This window comes from uncultured Pigmentiphaga sp. (genome assembly GCF_937950555.1).
GTDB lineage: Bacteria > Pseudomonadota > Gammaproteobacteria > Burkholderiales > Burkholderiaceae_B > Pigmentiphaga.
In genome coordinates this window covers 55,664-80,150 of the sequence record NZ_CALFCW010000041.1, presented here as the reverse complement: position 1 = coordinate 80,150, position 24,487 = coordinate 55,664, and the positions used below count along the sequence as shown (strand labels likewise).

The window sequence follows — 24,487 nt, the reverse complement described above, 5'->3', positions numbered from 1 at the left end:
TTCCATGTGACGTCGGCACGGGAGCCACCATAATCGGCCGTATGAAAGTGGGCTTCTTCATCACCTGCCTGGTGGACCTGATGCGCCCGCGCATCGGTCTTGCGGCGATCCGCCTGATCGAGTCGGCCGGCTTCGAGGTCGAGGTGCCGATGGCGCAGACCTGCTGCGGCCAGCCGGCCTACAACTCGGGCGACCGGGCGACGGCGCAGGCGCTGGCGCGCAAGCTGCTGGACGAGTTCGAGCGCTACGACTACGTCGTGATGCCGTCGGGCTCGTGCGGCGGCATGGTGCGCACGCACTACCACGAGTTGCTGGCCGACGATCCCGAGCTGTCGTACCGTTATGCGCGCCTGCAGCCCAAGGTCTACGAACTCACGCAGTTCCTGGTCGAGGTGGCCGGCGTCACCGACGTGCCGGGGCGCTACGACGGGGAGGTGACCTACCACGACTCCTGCGCCGGCCTGCGCGAGCTGGGCATCAAGCAGCAGCCGCGCGCGCTGCTGCAGCACACGGGCGCCAAGCTCAAGGAGATGGCGCAGTGCGAGCAGTGCTGCGGCTTCGGCGGCACCTTCTCGGTGAAGTACGGCGACATCTCCGCGGCGATCGCCGACGAGAAGTGCGAGCACATAGCCGCCAGCGGCACCGGCGCCGTGGTGCTGGGCGACCTGGGCTGCATGCTGCACCTGGAAGGCCGGCTGCGCCGTCGTGGCGACACGACCACGCGGGTCATCCACATCGCGGAAATCCTCGCCGGGGAGGCCTGAGCCATGCAGGTCCAGTCGATGCACTTCAAGGCGCGCGCCGGCGAGCGGCTGGCCGACCAGCGCCTGCAGAAGAACCTCAAGAAGCTCTCGACCAAGTTCGTGACCGCCCGCGCCCAGGTGGTGCAGGAGCTGGAGGAGTTCGAGGCGATCCGCAACGAGGCGGTGCGCCGGCGCAAGGCCGCGCTCGCGAAGCTGGACGTGTGGCTGGAGCGTTTCGAGCGCGAGGCGACCCGGCGCGGGGCAACGGTGCTGTGGGCCGAGACGCCGGCCGAGGCGGCGCAGCTGGTGGTGGAGATCGCGCGCAAGCACGAGGTGCGCCGCGCCACCAAGACCAAGAGCATGGTCTCCGAGGAGATGGCGCTGAACAAGGCCCTGGAGGCCGCCGGCGTGCAGGTGACCGAGACCGACCTCGGCGAGTACATCCTGCAGATCAACGACGGCGAGCCGCCGAGCCACATCATCGCGCCGGTGGTGCACAAGGACAAGGAAGAGATCTACCAGCTCTTCGTCAGGACGCACCAGCTGCCGCGCGAGCCGGGCCGGGTGCCCGAGATCCCGGAGATGACGCGCGAGGCGCGCCAGGTGCTGCGGTCGCGCTTCCTGGCCAGCGAGATGGGCATCACCGGCGGCAACTTCCTGGTCGCCGAGACCGGCTCGGTGGCGCTGGTGACCAATGAGGGCAACGAAGGACTGTGCACCGCGGTGCCGCGCGTGCATGTGGCGATCACCGGCGTCGAGAAGGTGCTGCCCACGCTGGAGGACCTGGCCACCATCATGCGCCTGCTGCCGCGTTCGGCCACCGGGCAGGTGATCAGCAACTACTTCTCGCTGCTGACCGGCCCGCGCGGCGCCGGCGAGCGCGACGGGCCGGAGCACATGTACTTCATCCTCGTCGACGGCGGCCGCACCGGGCTGCTGGGCGGCGACTTCGAGGAGATGCTGCGCTGCATCCGCTGCGGCGCCTGCATGAACCACTGCCCGGTCTACCAGAAGATCGGCGGCCACAGCTACGGCTGGGTGTACCCGGGGCCGATGGGCTCGGTGTTGACCTCCAGCTATGTCGGGCTGGAGCAGACGCTGGACCTGCCGCAGGCTGCCACGATGTGCGGGCAGTGCCACGTGGTCTGCCCGATGAAGATCCCGCTGCCGGACCTGCTGCGCAAGCTGCGCGAGCGGCAGTTCGAGCGCGGGTTGCGGCCCTGGCCGGAGCGCCTCGGCCTGCGCGTGTGGGGCTATGTCGCGCAGCGGCCGGCCCTGTACCGGACGCTGGCGCGCCTGGGGGTGCGGGTGCTGCGCTGGATGAGCGACGACGGGCGCATCCGCCGGCTGCCGTTGGCCTCGGGCTGGACCGACACGCGCGACCTGCCCGCGCCGGCCGGCAAGACGTTCAAGGAGCTCTACGCTGAGCGGCGACGCTGAACGCCGCCGCTGGCTGCGGCGCGCCTGCGTGCTGGGGGGCAGCTGGCTGCTGCCGCGCCGGCTTCTCGCGCAACCGCCGACGCCTGCGCCGGCCTCCGCGCCGCCGGTGCCGGCCTGGATCCATGTGCCGCGCGCCACCGGCCGGCTGCGGGCCGCCGATCTGGGGCTGGTGATCAACACCGCGGATCCCTATTCGGTGCAGGTCGGGCGCTTCTACGCCGAGGCGCGGCGTCTATCGCGCGAGCAGGTGCTGGAGCTGGCGCTGCCGGTCCGCCCGTCGCTGAGCGAGGCGGAATTCGGGGTGCTCTCGGAGGCGATCCACGGGCGCTTCGGGGCTGCGGGTCAGGGGCCGGTCCAGGCGCTCGCGCTGGCGTGGCGCGAACCGTACGCGGTCGGGTGCCACGCGCTGACCGGGGCGCTGGCGCTGGGGCTGGACGACGCACTGTGCCGCCACAGCTGCGCGCCGTCGCGGCCGTCGCCCTACTTCAATTCCGCGTCGGCGCAGCCGGCGAGCGACCACGGCTTGCGCCCGTCCATGCTGCTGGCCGCCCCGGACGTCGAGGCCGCCATCGCGTTGGTCCGCCGCGGCGTGGCCGCCGACGCCACGCTGGGACGGCGCGGGGCGCCGCCGGTGGTGGCCCACCTGGCCGTCACCGACGACCGGGCGCGCTCGGCGCGGCTGCGGCTGTACCCCCCGAGCGGCCTGTTGCGCCGGGCGGGCGTGCGGGTGCGCGCGGGCGTGCAGCGGCCGCCCGCGCCGGACGACCGGGTGCTGCTCTACCAGACCGGGGCGGTCCGCGTCGAGGGACTGGAGCAGGTGCGCTTCGTGCCGGGTGCGCTGGCTGACCATCTCACCTCGTTCGGTGGCTGGCTGGCAGGCGGGCGCGGGCAGATGAGTGCCCTGGCCTGGATCAAGGCCGGCGCGACCGCCAGCTACGGCACGGTCAGCGAGCCCTGCAATCACCCGCAGAAGTTTCCCCATCCCCAGGTGCTGCTGTTGCACTACCTGCAAGGGTGCACGGCGATCGAGGCGTACTGGAAGAGCGTGGCCTGGCCGCAGCAGGGGTTGTTCATCGGCGAGCCGCTGGCCGCCCCGTTCGCGGCACGTCCCTGAGGTCGCGGCGTGCGGCGGGGCTTCAGCGTCCCCGCCACTGGGTGCGCGTGGCGATCCAGAACTTGCGCAGCGGCGTCAGCGAGATGCGCTGGTGCAGCACCTGGAAGTTCTCGCGCTCGATCTCGCGCAGCAGGGTGCGGTAGATGTTGGCCATCATCAGCCCGGGCTTCTGCGAGCGCCGGTCGGCCTCGGGCAGCAGGCGCAGCGCCTCGTCGTAGCAGGCGTGGGCGCGCTCGGCCTGGAACTTCATCAGCGCGACGAAGCGGTCGCTGTAGCCGCGGTTGAGGATCTCGTGCGCCTTGACGCCGAAGCGTTGCAGCTCGTCGACCGGCAGGTAGATGCGCCCGCGCCGCGCGTCGTCGCCGACGTCGCGGATGATGTTGGTCAGCTGCAGCGCCAGGCCCAGCTTGTGGGCGTACCGGATGGTCGCCTCCTCGGTACGGCCGAAGATCGCCGAGGCCACCTCGCCGACCACGCCGGCGACCAGGTGGCAGTATGTCTGCAGCCCGGCGAAGTCCAGGTAGCGGGTCTGCTCCAGGTCCATCTGGCAGCCGTCGATCACCGCCTGCAGGTGGGCCGGTTCGATGCCGTAGGCCGCGGCGTGCGGCATCAGCGCCTGCATGACCGGATGGCTGGGCTGGCCGGCGAACGATTGCGCCACCTCCTTGCGCCACCACAGCAGCTTGGCCTGCGCGACGCCGGGTTCGCTCACCTCGTCGACGATGTCGTCGATCTCGCGGCAGAACGCGTAGAAGGCCGTGATCGCCGCGCGCCGCGGCGGCGGCAGGAACAGGAAGGCGTAGTAGAAGCTGGACCCGCTGGCGGCTGCCTTGTCCTGCACGTATTGTTCGGGAGTCATCACGCTGTGGTGTCGGTCGTTGAGGCAGGCAGCTGGCGGCCCAGCGCGCGCTGCAGCAGCACGACGCCGTCCCACGCCCCCAGCACGGGCCGCTCGTGCAACGCTGCATAGTTCGAGCGGGCGATTTTCTCAAGAATCCTCAGCGCACCCTGCACGGCCAGGCGCAGCCCGCAGTCGGCCCGCCCCGGCAGCCGCCGCGCCAGCGGCGCGCCCTGTACCAGCAGGCTGCGCGTCCACTCGACCAGTTCGCGCACCATCGCCTGGGTGGCGGGGGTTTCCTGCTGCGCCACCAGCGAGGCGACCGGCACGTGGTGGCGGCGGCACAGGTCCAGCGGCACGTACAGCCGGCCGCGCGCGGTGTCCACGCTGAGGTTGCGCCAGTAGCGGGTCAGCTGCAGCGCGCTGCACAGCGCGTCCGACTGGCGGCGGGCGGCCTCGTCGTCCAGCCCGTGCAGGATCAGCAGCAGCCGGCCGACCGGGTTGGCCACCCGGGCGCAATGGGCCAGCAGCGCGTCCTGGCTGATGTAGCGGTGCGTCGTGACCTCCTGCTCGAAACCGGACAGCAGCTGCTCGAACGGGGCCATGGGCAGGTGGAACTCGCGGCGCAGCCGGCCCAGGGCATCGAACAGCTCCGGCCAGCGGTCCGAGGGCGGGCGATCCGCATAGACGGCGTGCAGGTCCTGGCGGCAGGCCTGCAGGTCGGCCAGCCGGTCCAGGGCCGGGCGCTGGCCGGCCTCGGCCAGGTCCGCGGCGGTGCGCGCGAAGCGGCACACGGCGACGACGGCCGGCCTCAAGGGTGGGGGGCAGAGCAGGGCGAACGCGGGAAGACGGGTGAACAACTGATGGGGCACGGGCTGCATTGTCGGTGCTCCAGGGCGGCACCTGCCGCGCCTGCCCTCACGAGCTGCTGCACCGCATCATGGATTTGACAGCGCGCAAGCACCTCTCCTACATTACTGACCAGTCAGTCATTATTTCCCGAGGAAGCCTCCCATGCCCCGCCTGTCCTGGACCTGGGCCGCGCCGGTCGCGCTCGCGCTGGCCGTGTCGGCCTGCTCGCGGCCGGAGCCGGCGCCCGAGCCGGTGCGTGCCGTCCGCACGATGACGATCGCAGACGCTGCCGCCACCGCCTCGCTCGAGTACGCCGCCGAGGTGCGTGCGCGCACCGAGTCGCGCCTGGGGTTCCGGGTGCCGGGGAAGATGGTGCGGCGCACCGTCGAGCTGGGCGACACGGTGCGCAAGGGGCAGCTGCTGGCCGAACTCGACCCGCAGGACCTGCGGCTGAGCCAGGAGGCGGCGCAGGCGGCGCTGTCGGCGGCGCGCGCGAGCCTGGAGCAGGCCGAGGCCGACTTCAAGCGATTCAAGGAGCTGCGCGCGCAGAACTTCATCAGCCCGGCCGAGCTGGAGCGGCACGAGACCGCGTTCAAGTCGGCACAGGCCCAGTACCAGCAGGCGTTGGCGCAGGCGAAGGCCCAGGGCAACCAGGCCGCCTATGCGGCGCTGACGGCCGATGCCGCCGGTGTGATCACCGCGGTCGAGGCCGAGCCGGGGATGGTCGTGGCCGCCGGCACGCCGGTGGTCCGGCTGGCGCATGACGGGCCTCGCGACGTGGTGTTCTCGGTGCCCGAGGACAAGATCGAGCTGTTCCGCACGCTGGCGCGCGAGGGCACCGAGTTGCAGGTGCGGCTGTGGAGCGCGCCGGACGAGCTGTTGCCGGCCAGGGTCCGCGAGCTGGCCGCGGCGGCCGACCCGGTGACCCGCACCTACCTGGTCAAGGCCGACATCGGCCGCCCGGACGTCAAGCTGGGTCAGACCGCCACCGTGCAGGTGCGCCTGCCCCGGGTCGAAGGCGTGGCCCGGCTGCCGCTGTCGGCGCTGGTCGAGCACCAGGGCGGCAGCGCGGTGTGGCTGGTCGACACCGGCACGATGACCGTGCAGCTGCAGCCGGTGCGCGTTGCCGGCGCCGAGGGCAACCAGGTGCTGGTGCAGGAGGGGCTCCAGCCCGGCCAGGTGGTGGTGACCGCCGGCGTGCACACGCTCACGCCGGGCCAGAAGGTGCGCCTGTACCGCTACCCCGCGACGGCTTCGTCGTCGGATGCGGCCGCCAACTGACCGCGGGGAGGCAGCGTGAGCGATACCACCGCCAAGGACGTCCCCACCTCGCGTTTCAACATCTCGCGCTGGGCCCTGGAGCACCCGGCGCTGACGCGCTACCTGATGGTGGTGCTGATGCTGCTGGGCGCGGCGGCCTACACCCAGCTGGGGCAGGACGAGGACCCGCCGTTCACGTTCCGCGCGATGGTCGTGCGCGTGTTCTGGCCCGGGGCCACCGCGCAGCAGATGGCCGAGCAGGTCACCGACAAGGTCGAGAAGACGCTGCAGGAGGTGCCGTACGCCGACCGCATCCGCAGCTATTCCAAGCCCGGCGAGACGCTGATCATCTTCGAGCTCAAGGATTCCTCCCCGCCGGGCGAGGTCGCCAACGTCTGGTACCAGGTACGCAAGAAGGTCGGCGACATGCGTGCCACCCTGCCGCAGGGCGTGCTGGGGCCGTTCTTCAACGACGAGTTCGGCGACGTCTACGGCACGATCTACGCGCTGTCGGCCGACGGCTTCAGCTACGAGGAGCTGCGCCAGCACGCCGACCGGGTGCGCCAGCGCCTGCTCAAGGTGCCGGACGTGGCCAAGGTCGAGTTCTTCGGCGTGCAGGACGAGAAGCTCTACGTCGAGGTTTCGCAGCGCCGCCTGGCGCAGATGGGCATCGACTTCAACCAGGTGATCGCCCAGCTCGGCGCGCAGAACGCGGTCGAGGGCGCCGGTGTGCTGCTGGCCGACGGCGACAGCCTGCAGGTGCGCATCGGCGGGCAGTTCGACTCCGAGGCCGACCTGCGCGCGCTGCCGATCCGTGCGGTCAACCCGAACACCGGCGTGGCGAGCACGATCCGCCTGGGCGACATCGCTCAGATCCGGCGCGACTACGTCGACCCGCCCGAGGTCAAGGTGCGCCACCAGGGCCGGGAGGTCATCGCGCTGGGCATCTCGATGGCCAAGGGCGGCGACATCATCGCGCTGGGCGAGCGCCTGCGCGCTGCGGTCGCCGAGATCCAGCAGGAACTGCCGGTCGGCATCGAGATGAGCCAGGTGCAGGACCAGCCGGCGGCGGTGGCCAGCTCGGTGGGCGAGTTCGTGCGCGTGCTGGCCGAGGCGGTGATCGTCGTGCTGGCGGTCAGCTTCGTCAGCCTGGGCCTGCACACCCGGCCGCTGCGCATCGACATCTGGCCCGGGCTGGTGGTGGCGATCGCCATCCCGCTGGTGCTGGCAATCACCTTCATCGTCATGTACTACTGGGGTGTCGGCCTGCACAAGGTGTCGCTGGGCGCGCTGATCATCGCGCTGGGCCTGCTGGTCGACGACGCGATCATCGCGGTCGAGATGATGGTGCGCAAGCTCGAGGAGGGCTACGACAAGATGCGCGCCGCCACCTTCGCCTACGACGTGACCTCGATGCCGATGCTCACCGGCACGCTGATCACCGCCACCGGCTTCCTGCCGATCGGCATGGCCAAGTCCATGGTGGGCGAGTACACCTTCGCGATCTTCGCGGTGACCACCGCGGCGCTGCTGATCTCGTGGGTCGTCTCGGTCTACTTCGTGCCCCACATCGGCGTGCTGCTGCTCAGGACCAAGCCCAAGGTGCAGGGCGAGGCGCACGAGCTGTTCGACACCCCGTTCTACAACCGCTTCCGCGCGGCGGTGAACTGGTGCGTGCAGCACCGCTGGACCACCATCGCGCTGACCGTCGCGGGCGTGGCGCTGGGCGTCGCCGGCATGGGCAAGGTGCAGCAGCAGTTCTTTCCCGATTCGAGCCGGCCGGAGATCCTGGTCGACCTGTGGATGCCCGAGGGCACCAACTTCCGCGCCAGCGAGGACGTCGCCACCCGCTTCGAGGCGCGGATGATGAAGGAGCCGGGCGTGGCCAACGTCACGACCTGGATCGGCAGCGGGGTGCCGCGCTTCTACCTGCCGCTGGACCAGATCTTCCCGCAGTCCAACGTCAGCCAGGCGATCGTGCTGCCGGAGGACCTGGAGCAGCGCGAGGTGCTGCTGCGCCGCCTGCCGGAGATCCTGGCCGAGGAATTCCCCGAGGTGCGCGCGCGCGTCAAGCTGCTGCCCAACGGGCCGCCGGTGCCGTACCCCGTGCAGTTCCGCGTGCTGGGCCCGGACGTGACCGAGCTGCGCAAGTGGGCCGACGAGGCCAAGGCGCTGCTGCGCGCCCACCCGGCCATGCGCCAGGTCAACGACAACTGGAACGAGTCGGTCAAGGTCCTGCGCCTGGAGATCGACCAGGACAAGGCCCGCGCGCTGGGCGTGACCAGCCAGGGCATCGCCCAGACCTCGCGCACCCTGCTGTCGGGCATGACCATCGGCCAGTACCGCGAGGCCGACCGCCTGATCGACATCGTGCTGCGCCAGCCGCAGGACGAGCGCGACGCGATCACCGACCTGGCCAGCGCCTACGTGCCGACCGCCAGCGGCCGCGCCATCCCGCTGACGCAGATCGCGCGCATCACCCACGCCTGGGAGCCGGGCGTGCTGTGGCGCGACAACCGCGACTTCGCGGTCACCGTGCAGGGCGACGTGGTCGAAGGCGTGCAGGGGCCGACGGTCAGCATGGCGCTGTGGCCGAAGATGCAGGAGCTGCAGGCGCGCATGCCGGCCGGCTACCGCATCGAGATGGCCGGCACGGTGGAGGAGAGCAGCAAGGGCCAGGCATCGATCTTCGCCAACGTGCCGCTGATGCTGTTCCTGACCTTCACGCTGCTGATGCTGCAGCTGCAGAGCTTCTCGCGCTCGGTGCTGGTGTTCCTGACCGGGCCCATGGGCATCGTCGGGGTGGCCGCGGCGCTGCTGCTGCTCGGCCGGCCGTTCGGCTTCGTCGCAATGCTGGGCGTCATCGCCCTGATGGGCATGATCATGCGCAACTCGGTGATCCTGGTCGACCAGATCGAGCAGGACCGCCGGCGTGGCGTGCCGACCTGGAACGCCATCGTCGAGTCCGCGGTGCGGCGCTTCCGCCCCATCGTGCTGACCGCGGCGGCGGCGGTGCTGGCGATGATCCCGCTGTCGCGCAGCGTGTTCTGGGGGCCGATGGCGGTGGCCATCATGGGCGGCTTGATCGCCGCGACGGCGCTGACGCTGCTGGCCCTGCCGGCCATGTACGCCGCCTGGTTCCGGGTCCGGCGGCCCGAGGACGAGAAAATCGCGCCGGCTGCCGGCTAAAATAGCAGGTTCGCCGAATTGCCCAGGAGGGGAGCCCAGGCTTCCCTCTTTTGATTTGCGCGGGTGGCGAAATTGGTAGACGCACCAGGTTTAGGTCCTGACGCCAGCGATGGTGTGGGGGTTCGAGTCCCCCCCCGCGCACCACATTCAAACGAGAGAGCTCACCATGGCCGTGACTGTTGAAACCCTCGACAAACTGGAACGCAAGATCACGCTGACGCTGTCGGCGGACGCCATCAAGAATGAGGTGGAGTCCCGCCTGAAGCGGCTTGCCCGCACGGTCAAGGCCGACGGCTTCCGCCCGGGCAAGGTGCCCCTGAGCATCGTCGCCCAGCGCTATGGCTACTCGGTGCAGTACGAGGTCGTGAACGACAAGGTTGGCGAGGCGTTCGCCCAGGCGGCCGCGGAAGCCCAGCTGCGCGTGGCCGGTGCGCCGCGCATCACCGAGAAGGAGGGCGCGCCCGAGGGGCAGCTGGCCTTTGACGCCACGTTCGAGGTCTATCCGGACGTCAAGATCGGCGACCTGTCGACCGCCGAGGTCGAGCGCGTCAGCTCGGAAGTGACCGACGCCGCGATCGACAAGACCCTGGAGATCCTGCGCAAGCAGCGCCGCACCTTCGCCCAGCGCCCGGCCGCCGAGGCCGCGGCCGACGGCGACCGCGTCACGATCGACTTCGAAGGCAAGATCGACGGCGAAGCCTTCGCCGGTGGCAAGGCCGAAAACTTCCAGTTCATCCTCGGCGAAGGCCGCATGCTGGAGGAGTTCGAGAAGGCCGTGCGCGGCATGAAGGCCGGCGAGTCCAAGACCTTCCCGCTGAAGTTCCCGGACGACTACCACGGCAAGGACGTGGCCGGCAAGGAAGCCGACTTCCTGGTCACGCTGAAGAAGGTCGAGCAGCAGCATCTGCCCGAGGTCGACGAAGCCTTCGCCAAGTCGCTGGGCATCGCCGAAGGCACCGTGGAGGCGCTGCGCGCCGACATCAAGAAGAACCTCGAGCGCGAGGTGAAGTTCCGCGTGCTGGCGCGCAACAAGAACGCGGTCATGGAAGCGCTGCTGAAGATCGCCGAGCTGGACCTGCCCAAGGCGCTGGTGCAGAACGAGGTCGACCGCATGGTCGCCGGCGCCCGTGCCGACCTGAAGGCGCGCGGCGTCAAGGACGCCGAGAAGGCCCCGATCCCCGAGGACCTGTTCCGCCCGCAGGCCGAGAAGCGCGTGCGCCTGGGCCTGGTGGTGGCCGAGCTGGTCAAGGCCAACGAGCTGCAGGCCAAGCCCGAGCAGATCAAGGCCCACATCGAGGAGCTGGCCCAGAGCTACGAGAAGCCGCAGGAAGTCGTGCGCTGGTACCTGAGCGACGCCCAGCGCCTAGCCGAGGTCGAGGCGGTGGTGCTGGAAAACAACGTCACCGAGTTCGTGCTGTCCAAGGCCAAGGTGACCGACAAGGTGCTGCCGTTCGACGAGCTGATGGGCGCCTGAGGCGCGCGTCAGCCCCAAGCGAAGGCGCCGGCAGCCCCGGCGCCTTCGTTTTTATCGGGCTATGCTTGTCAATCCATAATCCATCCCCAGATTCGTGCAGATCGACCGGAAGGAATCCATGAGCGCACTGGACACTCAGAACCTGGGCATGGTGCCCATCGTCATCGAACAATCGGGCCGCGGCGAGCGTGCCTACGACATCTACAGCCGGCTGCTGCGCGAGCGCGTGGTGTTCCTGGTGGGTCCGGTCAACGACCAGACCGCCAACCTGGTCGTGGCGCAGCTGCTGTTCCTGGAAAGCGAGAACCCGGACAAGGACATCTCGCTGTACATCAACTCGCCGGGCGGCTCGGTGAGCGCGGGCATGTCGATCTTCGACACCATGCAGTTCATCAAGCCGGACGTCTCGACGCTGTGCCTGGGCATGGCCGCGAGCATGGGCGCCTTCCTGCTGGCTGCCGGCGCCAAGGGCAAGCGCTATGCGCTGCCGAACTCGCGCATCATGATCCACCAGCCGCTGGGCGGCGCCCAGGGCCAGGCCACCGACATCGAGATCCAGGCCCGGGAGATCCTGAAGCTGCGCGAGAACCTGAACCGCATCCTGTCCGAGCGCACCGGCCAGCCGCTGGAGAAGATCCAGAACGACACCGAGCGCGACTTTTTCATGTCGCCTGACGAAGCCCGCACCTACGGCCTGATCGACCAGGTGCTGGAGAAGCGCGCCTGACCCTGCCGGACGGCGGGTCATTCCTGGCGCCAGGCCGCAGATACCGTGCGGTATTTGGTGGGCGAAAACAGGACGCGCAGCGGGGCCTTTTTCCTGATCCGGGCCCCGTTTTCATTTGACTTATCATCCTCCTCAGAACCCCAGCTTTCCTGCACGCCATGCCCGAGAAAAAAGGCTCTTCCAGCGAGAAAGTCCTGTACTGCTCCTTCTGCGGCAAGAGCCAGCACGAGGTGAAGAAGCTCATTGCCGGCCCGTCGGTGTTCATCTGCGACGAGTGCATCGACCTGTGCAATGACATCATCCGTGACGAGGCGCCCGCCGAGGGGGGCGACACCAAGTCCGGCCGCGGCGACCTGCCCGTGCCGTCCGAGATCAAGGCCATCCTCGACCAGTACGTGATCGGGCAGGATGCGGCCAAGCGCATCCTCTCGGTGGCGGTCTACAACCACTACAAGCGCCTCAAGCACATGTCCGGCGGCTCGCGCAAGGACGACGTCGAGCTGGCCAAGAGCAACATCCTGCTGATCGGCCCGACCGGCTCCGGCAAGACGCTGCTGGCGCAGACGCTGGCGCGCCTGCTGAACGTGCCGTTCGTGATCGCCGACGCGACCACGCTGACCGAAGCCGGCTACGTCGGCGAGGACGTCGAGAACATCATCCAGAAACTGCTGCAGAACTGCAATTACGACGTCGAGAAGGCGCAGCGCGGCATCGTCTACATCGACGAGATCGACAAGATCAGCCGCAAGGCCGACAACCCGTCGATCACCCGTGACGTCTCCGGCGAAGGCGTGCAGCAGGCGCTGCTCAAGCTCATCGAGGGCACGATGGCCTCGGTGCCGCCGCAGGGCGGGCGCAAGCACCCGAACCAGGACTTCCTGCAGATCGACACGACCAACATCCTGTTCATCTGCGGCGGCGCGTTCGACGGGCTGGAGAAGGTGATCCAGAACCGCTCCGAGAAGTCCGGCATCGGCTTCGGCGCGACCGTCAAGAGCAAGAGCGAGCGCAAGGTCAGCGAGATCTTCCGCGAGGTCGAGCCGGAGGACCTGATCAAGTTCGGCCTGATCCCCGAGCTGGTCGGGCGCCTGCCGGTCGTCGCGACCCTGGGCGAGCTGACCGAGGACGCGCTGGTGCGCATCCTGACCGAACCGAAGAACGCCCTGGTGAAGCAGTACCAGAAGCTGTTCTCGATGGACGGGGTCGAGCTGGAAATCCGCCCGTCGGCGCTGGCGTCGATCGCGCGCAAGGCCCTGCAGCGCAAGACCGGCGCGCGCGGCCTGCGCTCCATTCTGGAGCAGGCGCTGATCGACACGATGTTCGAGCTGCCGACGCTGGACGGCGTTCAGAAAGTGGTGGTGGACGAACACACCATCGAGGAAAACACCAAACCCCTGCTCGTGTATCGCGAGCAGGCCAAGGCGAGCGCGTGAGGCGCAGCGGACACCGCTGCAGGCCGAATCGACTGGTCTTGTCTTGTAAAGAATCGCTCAAGCCTCACATGGGGCTTGAGAAAGAGAGGTAGCGATGTCTGGACATCCCGTTTTGCCCCCCGATCCCATCGAACTGCCGCTGCTGCCGCTGCGCGACGTGGTGGTGTTCCCGCACATGGTGATCCCGCTGTTCGTGGGGCGTCCCAAGTCCATCAAGGCCCTGGAGTCGGCCATGGAGGCCGGGCGCCAGATCATGCTGGTCGCCCAGAAGGCCGCCGGCAAGGACGAACCCAAGGCCGACGACATGTTCCCGGTGGGATGCATTTCCAGCATCCTGCAGATGCTCAAGCTGCCCGACGGCACCGTGAAGGTGCTGGTCGAGGGGCTGCAGCGGGCCAACACCGTACGCATCGAGGACAACGGCGAGCACTTCGTCGCCGAGGTCCGCCCGGTGCCGCCCGGCCTGGAAACCTCGCCCGAGATCGAGGCACTGCGCCGTGCCGTCACGCAGCAGTTCGACCAGTACGTCAAGCTGAACAAGAAGATCCCGCCGGAGATCCTCACCTCCATCGCGGGCATCGACGATGCCGGCCGGCTGGCCGACACCATCGCCGCGCACCTGCCGCTCAAGCTGGAGCACAAGCAGGCCATCCTCGACCTGTTCCCGGTCGCCGAGCGCCTGGAGCGCCTGCTCGAGCAGCTCGAGCACGAGGTCGACATCCTGCAGGTGGAAAAGCGCATCCGCGGCCGCGTCAAGCGCCAGATGGAAAAGAGCCAGCGCGAGTACTACCTGAACGAGCAGGTCAAGGCCATCCAGAAGGAACTCGGCGAGGGCGAGGAGGGCGCCGACCTCGAGGAACTCGAGAAGCGCATCAAGGCCGCCCGCATGCCCAAGGAAGCGCGCAAGAAGGCCGAGAGCGAGCTCAAGAAGCTCAAGCTGATGTCGCCCATGTCCGCCGAGGCGACGGTGGTGCGCAACTACATCGACACCCTGGTCAACCTGCCCTGGAGCAAGAAGACCAAGATCAAGCACGACCTGGGCTTCGCCGAGCAGGTGCTCAACGAGGACCACTACGGCCTGGAGAAGGTCAAGGAACGCATCCTCGAGTACCTCGCGGTGCAGCAGCGCGTCGAGAAGGTCAAGGCGCCGATCCTGTGCCTGGTCGGCCCGCCGGGCGTGGGCAAGACCTCGCTGGGGCAGTCGATCGCACGCGCCACCGGCCGCAAGTTCGTGCGCATGGCCCTGGGCGGCGTGCGCGACGAGGCCGAGATCCGTGGCCACCGCCGCACCTACATCGGCTCCATGCCGGGCAAGGTGCTGCAGAGCCTGGCCAAGGTCGGCACGCGCAATCCGCTGTTCCTGCTGGACGAGATCGACAAGCTGGGCATGGATTTCCGCGGCGACCCCTCGTCGGCGCTGCTGGAAGTGCTCGACCCCGAGCAGAACCACACCTTCAGCGACCACTACGTCGAGGTGGACTTCGACCTGTCCGACGTGATGTTTGTCGCCACGTCGAACTCGCTGAACATTCCGCCGGCGCTGCTGGACCGCATGGAAGTGATCCGTCTGTCGGGCTACACCGAGGACGAGAAGCTCAACATCGCCCAGCGCTACCTGCTGCCCAAGCAGATGAAGAACAACGGCGTGAAGGAGGACGAGCTCGAGGTGCGCGAGGACGCGATCCTCGGGATCATCCGCTACTACACCCGTGAGGCCGGCGTGCGTTCGCTGGAGCGCGAGATCTCCAAGATCTGCCGCAAGGTGGTCAAGGGCCTGACCCTCAAGAAATACGAGGGCAAGGTCGTGGTCACCGAAGAGAACCTCAACGAGTTCCTTGGCGTGCGCCGCTACCAGTACGGCCGTGCCGAGAAGGAGAACCAGGTCGGCCAGGTGGTCGGTCTGGCATGGACCGAGGTGGGCGGCGACCTGCTGACCATCGAGGCGGCGGTGATGCCCGGCAAGGGCAACATCATCCGCACCGGCCAGCTGGGCGACGTGATGAAGGAGTCGGTCGAGGCGGCCCGTTCCGTGGTGCGCAGCCGTGCCCGTCGCCTGGGCATCAAGGACGAGATGTTCGAGAAGCGCGACATCCACATCCACGTGCCCGACGGCGCGACGCCCAAGGATGGTCCGAGCGCGGGCATCGCGATGACCACGGCCTTCGTCTCGGCGCTGACCGGCATCCCGGTGCGTGCCGACGTGGCGATGACCGGCGAGATCACGCTGCGTGGCGAGGTCACGGCCATCGGCGGCCTGAAGGAGAAGCTGCTCGCGGCGCACCGTGGCGGCATCAAGACGGTGCTGATCCCCGAGGAGAACGTCAAGGACCTGCAGGAGATCCCCGAGAACGTGAAGAGCCAGCTCGAGATCGTTCCGGTCAAGTGGATCGACAAGGTGCTCGAGATCGCCCTCGAGTCCACGCCGACGCCGCTGCCCGACGAGGAGCCGGCGAAGGTCGAGGCTGCCACCAAGGACGGCGCGGCCGAGGTCGCGGGCGAGGTGCTCAAGCACTGATCGGAAATTTTCGGCAACCCTCTTGCACGACGCAGGAAAACTGTCGTAGAATACGAGCTTCAGCGCAACGCTGATGGTCTTCGAAAGAAGGCGTCGGCCGAGGGTTGAAGCCCATGCGGGAATAGCTCAGTTGGTAGAGCGCAACCTTGCCAAGGTTGAGGTCGCGAGTTCGAGACTCGTTTCCCGCTCCAGAATTTTGGCTTGCAGGCAGAATGTCTTCAGGCTGCAAAGGGGCGAAAGCCCCTTTTCTCTTTTCCGCACGCGGTTCTTGGTTCTTATTCCAACGGGTTGTCGCGACGACATTCCCTGAGCGGCAGGGATTTATTTCCATAGTCGCTCGTCTTTACCGCTTACTCTTTTTCCTTGTTCCTTGTGGCCGCATGTGCATTATGCGCATCTCATTCGCGCGAGACGTCTGGTTTCTTGGGCGACGTGTAATGACCCAGTGAAAACCTGCTCACGTCATAATTGAGGAAACGACGTTGAGCACGAAGATGGAAGAAGACATCAAACGCTGGACAGCCAAGCGCAAGAGCGCGCTGGTGCTGGACATCATTCAGGGCAAGACTGAGGTGGCCGAGGCGAGCCGTCAGTACGACCTGTCACCGTCTGAGGTGGAACAGTGGGTCGATGACGGCAAGCGGGGCATGGAGAATGCTCTGCGCGCCAACCCGCAGGATGTGCGGGAGCAGTACGAGCGCCAGCTCAAGGATCTCCAAGAAGCGTACGGCGAGGCAATGTTGGAGCTGCGCGCCAGAAAAAAATTGCAGTCCCTGTTGGGCGAGGACGAGAAGTGATCGAGACGATCCGCCAGGGACTGCAAGCCGACGGCATCACCGTCTCGATCGCCAAATTGTGCCGCTGGTTCGGTGTGCCGCGTCGCACGGTGTGCCGCGTCGCACGGTGTACTACAAGCCGGTGAAATCCGCGCCCAAGGTCGATCCCAAGTTCGCCGGACCGATCAAGGCGATGATCGAGGAGTCGCCCTCGTTTGGATACCGGACGGTTGCGCACCTGTTGGGGTTCAACAAGAACACGGTGCAGCGCGTGTTCCAGTTGATGGGCTGGCAGGTCCGCAAGCGGCCCATTGGTTTCAGGCCGCGTATCCAGGCTCTGCCGTCGGTGGCGACGATGCCCAATGAGCGATGGTCCACGGATCTGTGCCGCGTGTGGGCTGGGCGAGACGGCTGGGCAACGCTGGCGCTGGTGATCGACTGCCACACGCGCGAATTGCTTGGCTGGCACCTCTCGCGAAGCGGTAAGGCCTGCACCGCCGGCAGCGCGCTGGAACACGCCCTGATTGCTCGCTTCGGCACCCTGGGGCGCGTGCCGGCACCGTTCCTGCTGCGCTCGGACAACGGTTTGGTGTTTACCTCGCGCAGCTACACGGCGCTGGTGCGCAGCTACGGCTTGCGCCAGGAATTCATCACGCCACATTGTCCGCAGCAGAACGGCATGGTTGAACGCGTGATCCGCACGCTCAAGGAACAGTGCGTGCATCGGCATCGCTTCGAAACCATCCAGCATGCCAGCCGCGTGATCGGCGACTGGATACGCTTTTACAACGACCGGCGTCCACACCAGGCGCTCGGAATGAAAACCCCAGCCGAGGCATACGCATACGCTTTAGCGGCATAACCTGTGCAGGTTCCGCTGGGTCAATACAGACGCGTCTCGGCCATGGTCGTCGCGGACAACGCCTTTTTCGTGCGGCTTGCGCGCTTGCCTGCGGAGTCGGCTTACGCCGGCATTCGCGGCGCTGCCTCGATTTCACTCCAGGCGAAGCCGATTCTCTTTGAACAACACGCGGGCGCCCGCCTGCCGGCCTGTTCATGTCGCCGTCCTTCGTCATCTAAGTCTTCTGGTTTCGAGGTGTGGCGACCTTCGCCCCGGGGCGGGGCGAGCCTGAGCGTCGGTCTGGGTTGATTCATTCGCGACGTTTTGTGCGTGGAATGTCTTGATTGAGTTCGAATATACGAATAGAATTTCTGCATTCTGAACACAGAACGACGTTGTCGATAACTGCAAGCGGTTCGTCGCCTGAAAGCGGTCGAGAGTCAGACGTTTGTGGGGAAGGTCATGGTCGGGCTGCCTCAGGGTGTGTAGATTTGCGCGGGGCGCCGGCTGTGATCGCCGGCTGAGCCTGAACCGTTTAGATGCTTCGACTTGAACTTCTGGAACTTTGAAAATGAACACTACCGTCCGTGGCGCAGACCGAGCTTTGATGATTTTCGAGGCCTTCGAGGCCGCAAAACGACAGTTGAGCTTGCGGGATCTCGCGACGCGCTGTGATCTGCCGGTAAGCAGTTGTCACGGGATCGTGCAAACACTGCTTCAGCGGGGTTATCTCTACAGCTTTGGGCGTCGCAAGGAGCTGTATCCGAATCGCCGGATCTATAGCCTGGCCAAGACGATCGTCGACAACGATCCGTTCCTCGCCCGCATTGCCGCAGATTTGGAAGCGTTGAGGAACGAGTGCAATGAGACCGTTACGGTCAGCAAGCGCCAAGGGGACTTGCTTCAGTACATCTATACGCTGGACAGCCTGAACCCGGTGCGGTACGCGGCCAAGCCCGGGGATGTCCGCCCTCTGCACTCGACCGCGAACGGCAAGGCGCTTTTGTGCGCCATGAACGATGGAGAGCTTCGCCATTGGTTGGAGCGCCAGTCTCTTGAGGCCCAGACCGAGAAAACGATTACGTCAAAAGAGACCTTGCTCCGCCAGATAGAAACGGCGCGGAAGCAGGGCTATGTCATCGCGGCCGGGGAGTATTCCCCGGATCTCGACGCAGTTGCCGTGCCGGTGCTGTTGCACGACGAAGTGATAACCATCTCTCTCGCGGGCCCGACGAGTCGCGTTGGGCCTCGCCTTTCCGAATTCGCCCAACGACTGTTGGCGCTCAAGAAAAAATTGGAAACCGGTGAGCAAGCCGACCCTCAGGGGTTGAGCCTTGCGATCGGCGGCTCCGAACTTACGACGGACTAAAGACTTGATATGAACAGTAACACTCGAATTCTCATCGTCGGTGGCGGCATCGGCGGATTTACGGCGGCTTTGGCACTTCTTAGGAAAGGCTTTGCCGTACATCTCATGGAAAGGGCTCCCCAGCTCGGAGAGGTGGGGGCCGGTCTGCAGAACAGCCCCAACGCCGTTCGCGTACTGCACGCGCTGGGGTTGCGTGAGGCGTATGAAAGTGCGTGCTATATCCCCAAAGAGCGTGAGCTGCGCATGTGGGATTCGGGTGTTGGTCCGAAGCGACCGATGGCTAATTCGGAGGTCGTGGCCAAGTACGGCTTTCCGCACATCAACATGCATCGCGCCGACCTCCACCAGGCGTTGGTGGATGCGTGCAAGCGGGAACCTCGTTGCACCATTCAGTTGAATGCGGAGTGCGTAGATGTTGCGCAGGACGAAAACTCCGTTTCCGTGCGGCTCAAGTCTGGAGAGGTCGTTACCGGCGATGCTCTGATCGGCGCTGACGGCATTCGCTCGAAGATCCGCGAAAAGCTGTTCGGCTATGACGAGCCCAAGTTCACGAAGTGCGTCGTGTGGCGGGCGACCGTTCCCGTCGATCGTCTTCCGGAGTCGATGTGGCAGCGCAAGGGCGAGACGTGGATCGGACGGGACGCCCACATCAGTCTCTATCCGATCCGGCGCGGCGAGTTGATCAACTTCGTCGGCCATCTCGACAGGGATGAATGGACCGAGTCGTCGTGGGTCGTTCCGGGCTCCAGAGAAGAACTTGCCAAGGACTTTGCGGGTTGGCACGAGGAGATCCAAACCGTTATCGCCAACGCCGAAAATCCGACGAAGTGGGGGCTGTTCACGCGCGAAACGCTGCAACGCTGGTCGGTGGGCCGCATTACGTTGTTGGGTGACGCGTGCCACTCCATGCTGCCTTATCACGGACAGGGTGCCAACATGGCCATCGAGGACGGGTACGTTTTGGGTCGGTGCCTGGAAGCGTACGCACATGACATTCCGGCCGCGCTCCGAAGCTATGAAGCCGCGCGCGTGGAGCGGGCGACGCGAGTCGTTCAATTGTCCAACGACAACGTCAAATATTTCCGGGTGTCGAGCTTCAACAGCGATGAAGAGGCCAAGGAGTTCCTGTCAAACGCTTGGGACGCCCAGGTGCGGTTGCGTGATTGGATCTTTTCGTACGACGCGACCTCGGTACCCATCGACGATCCGGAAGCGGTGGAAGCGTGAAACCCCAGGAATTTCGCTATCTCCGGCCTCGCAGCCTCGACGAGGCACTGCAGATGCTTCGAGCGTCTCCGGAGGACGTCAGGCCCATCGCTGGTGGGCAGAGTCTCGTGCCGATGATGAGCCTACGCTTGGCGGCGCCGGGCACCTTGCTTGACCTAGGAGGCATCGGTTCGTTGCGGGGCATTCGCTTGGAGCAGGACGGCACCTTGGTTGCCGGTGCCATGACGACGCATAGCGATTTTGAGCATAGCGAGCTGGTTCGCAGCAAATTCCCGCTGTTGTCCGCCGCGATGGAGGGCGTCGCACACATGCCCATCCGGAGCCGCGGAACGATAGGGGGAAGTCTGGCGCATGCCGATCCGGCTGGCGACTGGCCAGCGCTGTGCGTCGCCTGCGACGCTCAGCTCGTATTGAGCAAGCTGGGATCGAGCCGTACGGTCCGGGCTGAGGATTTTGCGTGCGGGATCTTCTCGACCAATTTGGAGCCGGGCGAACTCGTGACGGAGGTGCGTTTCGCGCCCTGGCCCGAGCGCCGTCGCTGGGGGCATCAGAAGATGACCCGGCGCCGCGGGGATTTCGCCATTGCGGGGGCCGTCGTGCTTCTCGATGTCGACGCCGGCGGATGCATTGAATGCGCGCGGATAGTGATTTTTGGAGCGACGGAGATGCCGGTGGTGGTTTACGAGGCGGCAGCGCATCTCGTGGGAAGCGTGCCGAGCGTCCAGCATGTCGAAGGCATCCTCGACGTCGTAACGGAGGCCGTGGAGGTGAGATCGGATCTGCACGCAAGCGCGGAGTACCGGCGGGATCTCGTGCGCGTGATGACGCGGCGGGCGATTCTGCAGGCGCTTCCCGAGCTTCGGGGGAATCATGGCTGAAAAAATAAGGGTTTGCCTGACGGTAAATGGCAAGGACGTATGCACCGAGGTTGAGCCGCGCATGACGTTGGTGGACTTCCTCAGAACCGAACTGGGCCTGACCGGAACGCATATAGGTTGTGAGCATGGCGTCTGCGGGACCTGTACCGTGATGATGGACGGGGAAGCGGTGCGCTCTTGCCTAATGTTCGCCGTACAGGCAGGGGGACGGCAGGTTACTACAGTAGAGGGGCTCGCTTTGGATGGGGAGCTGACGCCCTTGCAATCCTCATTCCGGAGACACCATGCCTTGCAGTGTGGCTATTGCACGCCAGGAATGTTGATGAGTGCAACGGCCTTTCTGAAGCGGTGTCCCCATCCGACCGCTGACCAGGTTCGAGACGCGTTGTCGGGGAACATATGCCGGTGTACCGGGTATATCCCCATTATCGATGCGGTCCTCGAAGTCTCTCAATGTGCATCAAACCCGAAGGAATAAGAGTATGTGGAAATTCGTACCCGCAACCATGAAGGTGCTCGGTGTCGCGTTGCTGACGCTGCATGTGTCAGCGCATGCCCAAGGCGCCGCTGCGACTTATCCCAACAAACCCATCCGGTTCGTCGTGGCCTTCGCGCCGGGCGGAGCCACGGATATCCTGGCGCGCGTCGTCGCTACCCAGCTTTCCAAGGACCTCGGACATCAAGTCATCGTCGAGAACAAGGCGGGCGCTTCCGGCGTGATCGCTGTCGAAACCGTGCTAAAAGCCCAGCCGGACGGCTATACGGTGTTGGTCGGCGGGAGCTCGCCGATGGTTTTCAACCATATCGTCTTCGCCAAGCTGCCCTATAAGCCGCAGGACATTACGCCGGTCACGATTCTCGGCTCTTATCCGCTCGTGATCGCGGCGCGCAAGGACCTTCCCGCCAAGACCTTCTCCGAAGTGATCGCGCTGGCGAAAACCCGCAAGCCCTCGCTTTCGTACGGGCACCCAGGACCTGCTTGGCAGCTTCAAATGGACTACTTGAACCAGCAGCTCGGGCTGGAGATGCTCTCGGTGCAATACAAGGGAGCCGGGCCCGCAGCGTTGGGGATGATGTCCGGCGATACGGATCTCTTGGCCTCCGATACCGCAACCATCGTGCCCATGCACAAGGATGGGCGCGCGGTGGCAGTCGCCGTAACGACGAAGAAGCGCAACCCCGCGTTGCCTGACGTGCCGACCGTGGCCGAAGTAACCGGCAAGAAAGACTTCGAAACGAGTGCTTTCGCTGCGCTGGGCGTCCATCATGCCACGTCGCCCGAGATTGTGCTCAAGCTCCAACAAGCCGTTGCCAAGGCGCTCCAGGCTCCTGAAGTGAAGGAGCAATTCACTCGTCTGGGCATCGAGGCCGAAGGCAATTCGCCTGCAGAGTCGGCGGCGCGTATCAATCGCGAGATCCAACTTTACACGGCTATCGCCGAGACATCCGGGTTGAAAGGGACTCAATGAGTACGCAGGACGTAGCACGCGCCGTTGAACGCCGCGAAGACGAACGGTTCATCACGGGCAAGGGCTGCTTCGTCGACGACGTGGTCCGGCCCGGCATGTTGCATGCCATGGTTGTGCGCAGCGCATATGCCTGCGCCGCTATCCGGAGCGTAGACGTTAGCGCGGCCCGAAGCGCTCCAGGAGTGTTCGCGGTGTTGGGTCCCGACGAGCTCAGGGATAAGTTGCAGCCCATCCCCATGTCGGAGTTTACGCGGTTGCAGGGACAGGATCGGTTTCTGCAGAAGCCGCTCGCCGTCGAGCGTACGGTCTACGTCGGCGAACCCGTCGCAGTCGTGCTCGCCAAGTCCCGGTATTTAGCGGAAGACGCTGCCGGACTCATAGAGATCGACTACGAATACCTGGATCCGGTCGTGGACATGGATGTGGCCGTGAGGGACGAGTTGCTCGTTCATCCGGCTGTCGGAACCAACGTCGCCAGTCAGGACGTCGTGCGCAAAGGCGACGTCGAGGCTGCGTTCGCGCGTGCTGCGTACGTCCGCAAGGAGACTTTCAGTGTCCATCGCCACACGGCTACGCCCATGGAGACGCGCGGCCTCGTGGCGGAATGGGATGCAGAAGGCAGAAAAATGCGGGTTTGGGGGGCGACGAAGCTGACCTTCAAGAACCGCGAGGTTCTCGCGAAAATGCTTGGCCTCCCGGAAACCGATGTCGAAATGATCGAAGTCGACGTCGGAGGAGGATTCGGAGTCCGCGGGGAGTTTTATCCCGAGGATTTCCTGATCCCTTATGCGGCGATGCATTGCGGCCGTCCGGTCAAATGGATCGAGGACAGGGCGGAGCATCTGGTGGCGACCAACCATTCCCGCCAGATGCAATGCACCGTGGAAATCGCCGTGGACGAGAATGGGCGGATTCTTGCCTTGCGCGGCGACGTGATGGTGGACATGGGCGCGTATATTCGGCCCAACGGCGGGGTTGCGCCGGGCAAGTGCCTGCAGTTCATGTGTGGCCCGTATCGGATCGAGAACGCCGCGTTTACGCTTCGCACGGTGCTGACCAACAAGACGCCGTTCGGTTCGTATCGCGGGCCTGGTCGTTACGAGTCCAGTTATTTCCGGGAAAGAATCGTGGACCTGGCGGCGAAGGATTTGGGCATCGATCCGGCGGAGTTCCGGATGCGCAACCTCGTCCGGCCAGAACAAATGCCGTGGAATGCGGGCGCGATGGTCCCGGGCGGCCCTGTCGCTTACTACGACACCGGCGACTATCCGAGCGTCATGCGGCGAGCCCTTGATGAGTTTTCATACGAATCGCTGGCGTCGTTGCGTGGCAAAGAAGTCGAGGGCCGGTTGCACGGCGTTGGCATCGGCTGCTTCGTGGAGTCTAGCGGGGGCGGGCCCAGCGAAGCGGCGCGGCTGGTCGTGGCCGAGAACGGTCGGGTCCATCTCTATACGGGAACCTCAACGATGGGGCAGGGGCACGAGACGGTCTATGCTCAAATCCTGGCTGGTGAGCTGGGCGTACCCATGGACCGCATCGACGTTTTCCATGGCTCCACGACCTACGTCAAGAAAGGGTGGGGAACCTATCACAGCCGATCGGCGGTGATGGGCGGCAGCGCCATCGTGCTGGCGAGCAAGAAACTTCGTGAACAAGTCGCAGGCCTGCTCGCCAAGCGTCGGGGGATCGAACCTGCGGCGCTGCAGTGGAAGGAAGGCGCGCTGTTCATAGCAGAAACCGGGCGGCATATCGCTTCGCTGTCGGACCTTGCTGCTGAGGCGGCGACGGATCCGGAGCTGCGGGAAGCGCTCGAGGCGGATGCCGTCTATTCCAGCAGTGAGCTGACCTACACCTTTGGCGTTCAGCTTGCGCACGTTGCCATCGATCCCGAAACCGCGTTTGTCGAAGTGCTGAGGTTTTTGACCGTCGAAGACGTTGGCCGCATGCTCAACCCGAAGATCGTTCATGGCCAGACCATCGGCGCCTCGGTTCAAGGCCTGGGCGGGGCGCTGCTGGAGCATTTGGTCTACGACGAGACAGGACAGCTCTTGAGCGGAAGCTTTGCCGATTACCTGCTTCCTACGGCAACGGATTTCCCCTACGTGGAGGCGATTAGCCTCGAGCTATCTCCGGCGGTGAACAATCCGCTCGGCGTCAAGGGCGCTGGTGAAGGGGGGATCGCCGCCGTTGCTGGAGCCGTGGCCAACGCCGTCGAAGACGCATTGCGGCCGCTCGGCGTCTGTATCCGGGACTTGCCGTTGTCCCCGGACAGGATTTCCACCTTGATACGGGATGCATCTTCGTGTCAAAGGCATTGAATGGTTCATACGTGAGGATTCCGT

19 protein-coding genes and 2 tRNA genes are annotated in these 24,487 nt (G+C 65.8%); 19 read left to right on the top strand and 2 right to left on the bottom strand.

Annotated elements, in window-relative coordinates; all coding sequences use genetic code 11:
• Window positions 1–41: 41 nt before the first annotated feature.
• The 3 genes from Q0319_RS11200 to Q0319_RS11190 are packed head-to-tail and all read left to right on the top strand — an operon-like array spanning window position 42 to window position 3,297.
• The gene (locus Q0319_RS11200; RefSeq protein ID WP_104356964.1) at window positions 42–764 is read left to right on the top strand and encodes a (Fe-S)-binding protein; all 723 of its coding nucleotides are present in this window, start codon (window positions 42–44) and stop codon (window positions 762–764) included.
• 3 nt (window positions 765–767) lie between these two features.
• The gene (locus Q0319_RS11195; RefSeq protein WP_104356963.1) at window positions 768–2,183 is read left to right on the top strand and encodes a LutB/LldF family L-lactate oxidation iron-sulfur protein; all 1,416 of its coding nucleotides are present in this window, start codon (window positions 768–770) and stop codon (window positions 2,181–2,183) included.
• Between the two features lie 28 nt (window positions 2,184–2,211).
• Window positions 2,212–3,297 (top strand): TIGR03790 family protein, encoded by a 1,086-nt coding sequence (locus tag Q0319_RS11190; RefSeq protein WP_232529250.1) that lies wholly within the window; start codon window positions 2,212–2,214, stop codon window positions 3,295–3,297.
• A 22-nt stretch (window positions 3,298–3,319) separates the two neighbouring features.
• Here the strand turns inward: Q0319_RS11190 and hpnD are convergent, their stop codons facing one another.
• On the bottom strand, window positions 3,320–4,156 hold the full coding sequence (gene hpnD, locus Q0319_RS11185; protein ID WP_132765005.1) for a presqualene diphosphate synthase HpnD: 837 nt from the start codon (window positions 4,154–4,156) through the stop codon (window positions 3,320–3,322).
• Window positions 4,156–5,016: a squalene/phytoene synthase family protein gene (locus Q0319_RS11180; RefSeq protein ID WP_265135685.1), complete on the bottom strand. Its 861-nt coding sequence runs from the start codon at window positions 5,014–5,016 to the stop codon at window positions 4,156–4,158. The genes hpnD and Q0319_RS11180 overlap by 1 nt, the downstream gene beginning before the upstream one ends.
• 133 nt (window positions 5,017–5,149) lie before the next feature.
• Between Q0319_RS11180 and Q0319_RS11175 the strand changes: the two genes are divergently transcribed.
• From Q0319_RS11175 to Q0319_RS11100, 16 genes are all read left to right on the top strand, one after another.
• A complete protein-coding gene (locus Q0319_RS11175; protein ID WP_132765010.1) occupies window positions 5,150–6,268 on the top strand; it encodes an efflux RND transporter periplasmic adaptor subunit in 1,119 nt (372 codons plus the stop codon).
• A 15-nt stretch (window positions 6,269–6,283) separates the two neighbouring features.
• Window positions 6,284–9,436 carry an efflux RND transporter permease subunit gene (locus tag Q0319_RS11170; RefSeq protein WP_259371683.1) on the top strand — a complete coding sequence of 1,051 codons (3,153 nt, stop codon included), beginning with the start codon at window positions 6,284–6,286 and terminating at the stop codon, window positions 9,434–9,436.
• Between the two features lie 57 nt (window positions 9,437–9,493).
• Window positions 9,494–9,580: transfer RNA gene (locus Q0319_RS11165), tRNA-Leu, on the top strand.
• A gap of 22 nt (window positions 9,581–9,602) precedes the next feature.
• Window positions 9,603–10,910 (top strand): trigger factor, encoded by a 1,308-nt coding sequence (tig, locus tag Q0319_RS11160; RefSeq protein ID WP_104356959.1) that lies wholly within the window; start codon window positions 9,603–9,605, stop codon window positions 10,908–10,910.
• Between the two features lie 118 nt (window positions 10,911–11,028).
• On the top strand, window positions 11,029–11,637 hold the full coding sequence (clpP, locus tag Q0319_RS11155) for an ATP-dependent Clp endopeptidase proteolytic subunit ClpP (RefSeq protein WP_104356958.1): 609 nt from the start codon (window positions 11,029–11,031) through the stop codon (window positions 11,635–11,637).
• A gap of 158 nt (window positions 11,638–11,795) precedes the next feature.
• Window positions 11,796–13,070 carry an ATP-dependent Clp protease ATP-binding subunit ClpX gene (clpX, locus tag Q0319_RS11150; protein ID WP_104356957.1) on the top strand — a complete coding sequence of 425 codons (1,275 nt, stop codon included), beginning with the start codon at window positions 11,796–11,798 and terminating at the stop codon, window positions 13,068–13,070.
• Between the two features lie 94 nt (window positions 13,071–13,164).
• Entirely contained in the window at window positions 13,165–15,585 is a 2,421-nt protein-coding gene (lon, locus tag Q0319_RS11145; RefSeq protein ID WP_104356956.1) for an endopeptidase La, read from the top strand.
• Between the two features lie 115 nt (window positions 15,586–15,700).
• Window positions 15,701–15,776 (top strand) — tRNA-Gly (locus Q0319_RS11140).
• A gap of 291 nt (window positions 15,777–16,067) precedes the next feature.
• A complete protein-coding gene (locus Q0319_RS11135) occupies window positions 16,068–16,382 on the top strand; it encodes a DUF1153 domain-containing protein (RefSeq protein ID WP_299452506.1) in 315 nt (104 codons plus the stop codon).
• Between the two features lie 106 nt (window positions 16,383–16,488).
• Complete coding sequence (locus Q0319_RS11130) at window positions 16,489–17,223, top strand: IS3 family transposase (RefSeq protein ID WP_299452503.1); 735 nt, start codon at window positions 16,489–16,491, stop codon at window positions 17,221–17,223.
• 550 nt (window positions 17,224–17,773) lie between these two features.
• Window positions 17,774–18,571, top strand: a complete 798-nt coding sequence (locus Q0319_RS11125) for an IclR family transcriptional regulator (protein WP_299452500.1) — start codon at window positions 17,774–17,776, stop codon at window positions 18,569–18,571.
• Window positions 18,572–18,580: 9 nt separating this feature from the next.
• Complete coding sequence (locus Q0319_RS11120; RefSeq protein ID WP_299452497.1) at window positions 18,581–19,798, top strand: FAD-dependent monooxygenase; 1,218 nt, start codon at window positions 18,581–18,583, stop codon at window positions 19,796–19,798.
• On the top strand, window positions 19,795–20,676 hold the full coding sequence (locus Q0319_RS11115) for a xanthine dehydrogenase family protein subunit M (RefSeq protein ID WP_299452495.1): 882 nt from the start codon (window positions 19,795–19,797) through the stop codon (window positions 20,674–20,676). Before Q0319_RS11120 ends, Q0319_RS11115 begins: the two co-directional genes overlap by 4 nt.
• Window positions 20,669–21,154, top strand: a complete 486-nt coding sequence (locus tag Q0319_RS11110; RefSeq protein WP_299452492.1) for a (2Fe-2S)-binding protein — start codon at window positions 20,669–20,671, stop codon at window positions 21,152–21,154. Before Q0319_RS11115 ends, Q0319_RS11110 begins: the two co-directional genes overlap by 8 nt.
• A gap of 4 nt (window positions 21,155–21,158) precedes the next feature.
• The gene (locus Q0319_RS11105; RefSeq protein WP_299452489.1) at window positions 21,159–22,145 is read left to right on the top strand and encodes a tripartite tricarboxylate transporter substrate binding protein; all 987 of its coding nucleotides are present in this window, start codon (window positions 21,159–21,161) and stop codon (window positions 22,143–22,145) included.
• Window positions 22,142–24,463: a xanthine dehydrogenase family protein molybdopterin-binding subunit gene (locus Q0319_RS11100; RefSeq protein WP_299452486.1), complete on the top strand. Its 2,322-nt coding sequence runs from the start codon at window positions 22,142–22,144 to the stop codon at window positions 24,461–24,463. Before Q0319_RS11105 ends, Q0319_RS11100 begins: the two co-directional genes overlap by 4 nt.
• Window positions 24,464–24,487: the final 24 nt, after the last annotated feature.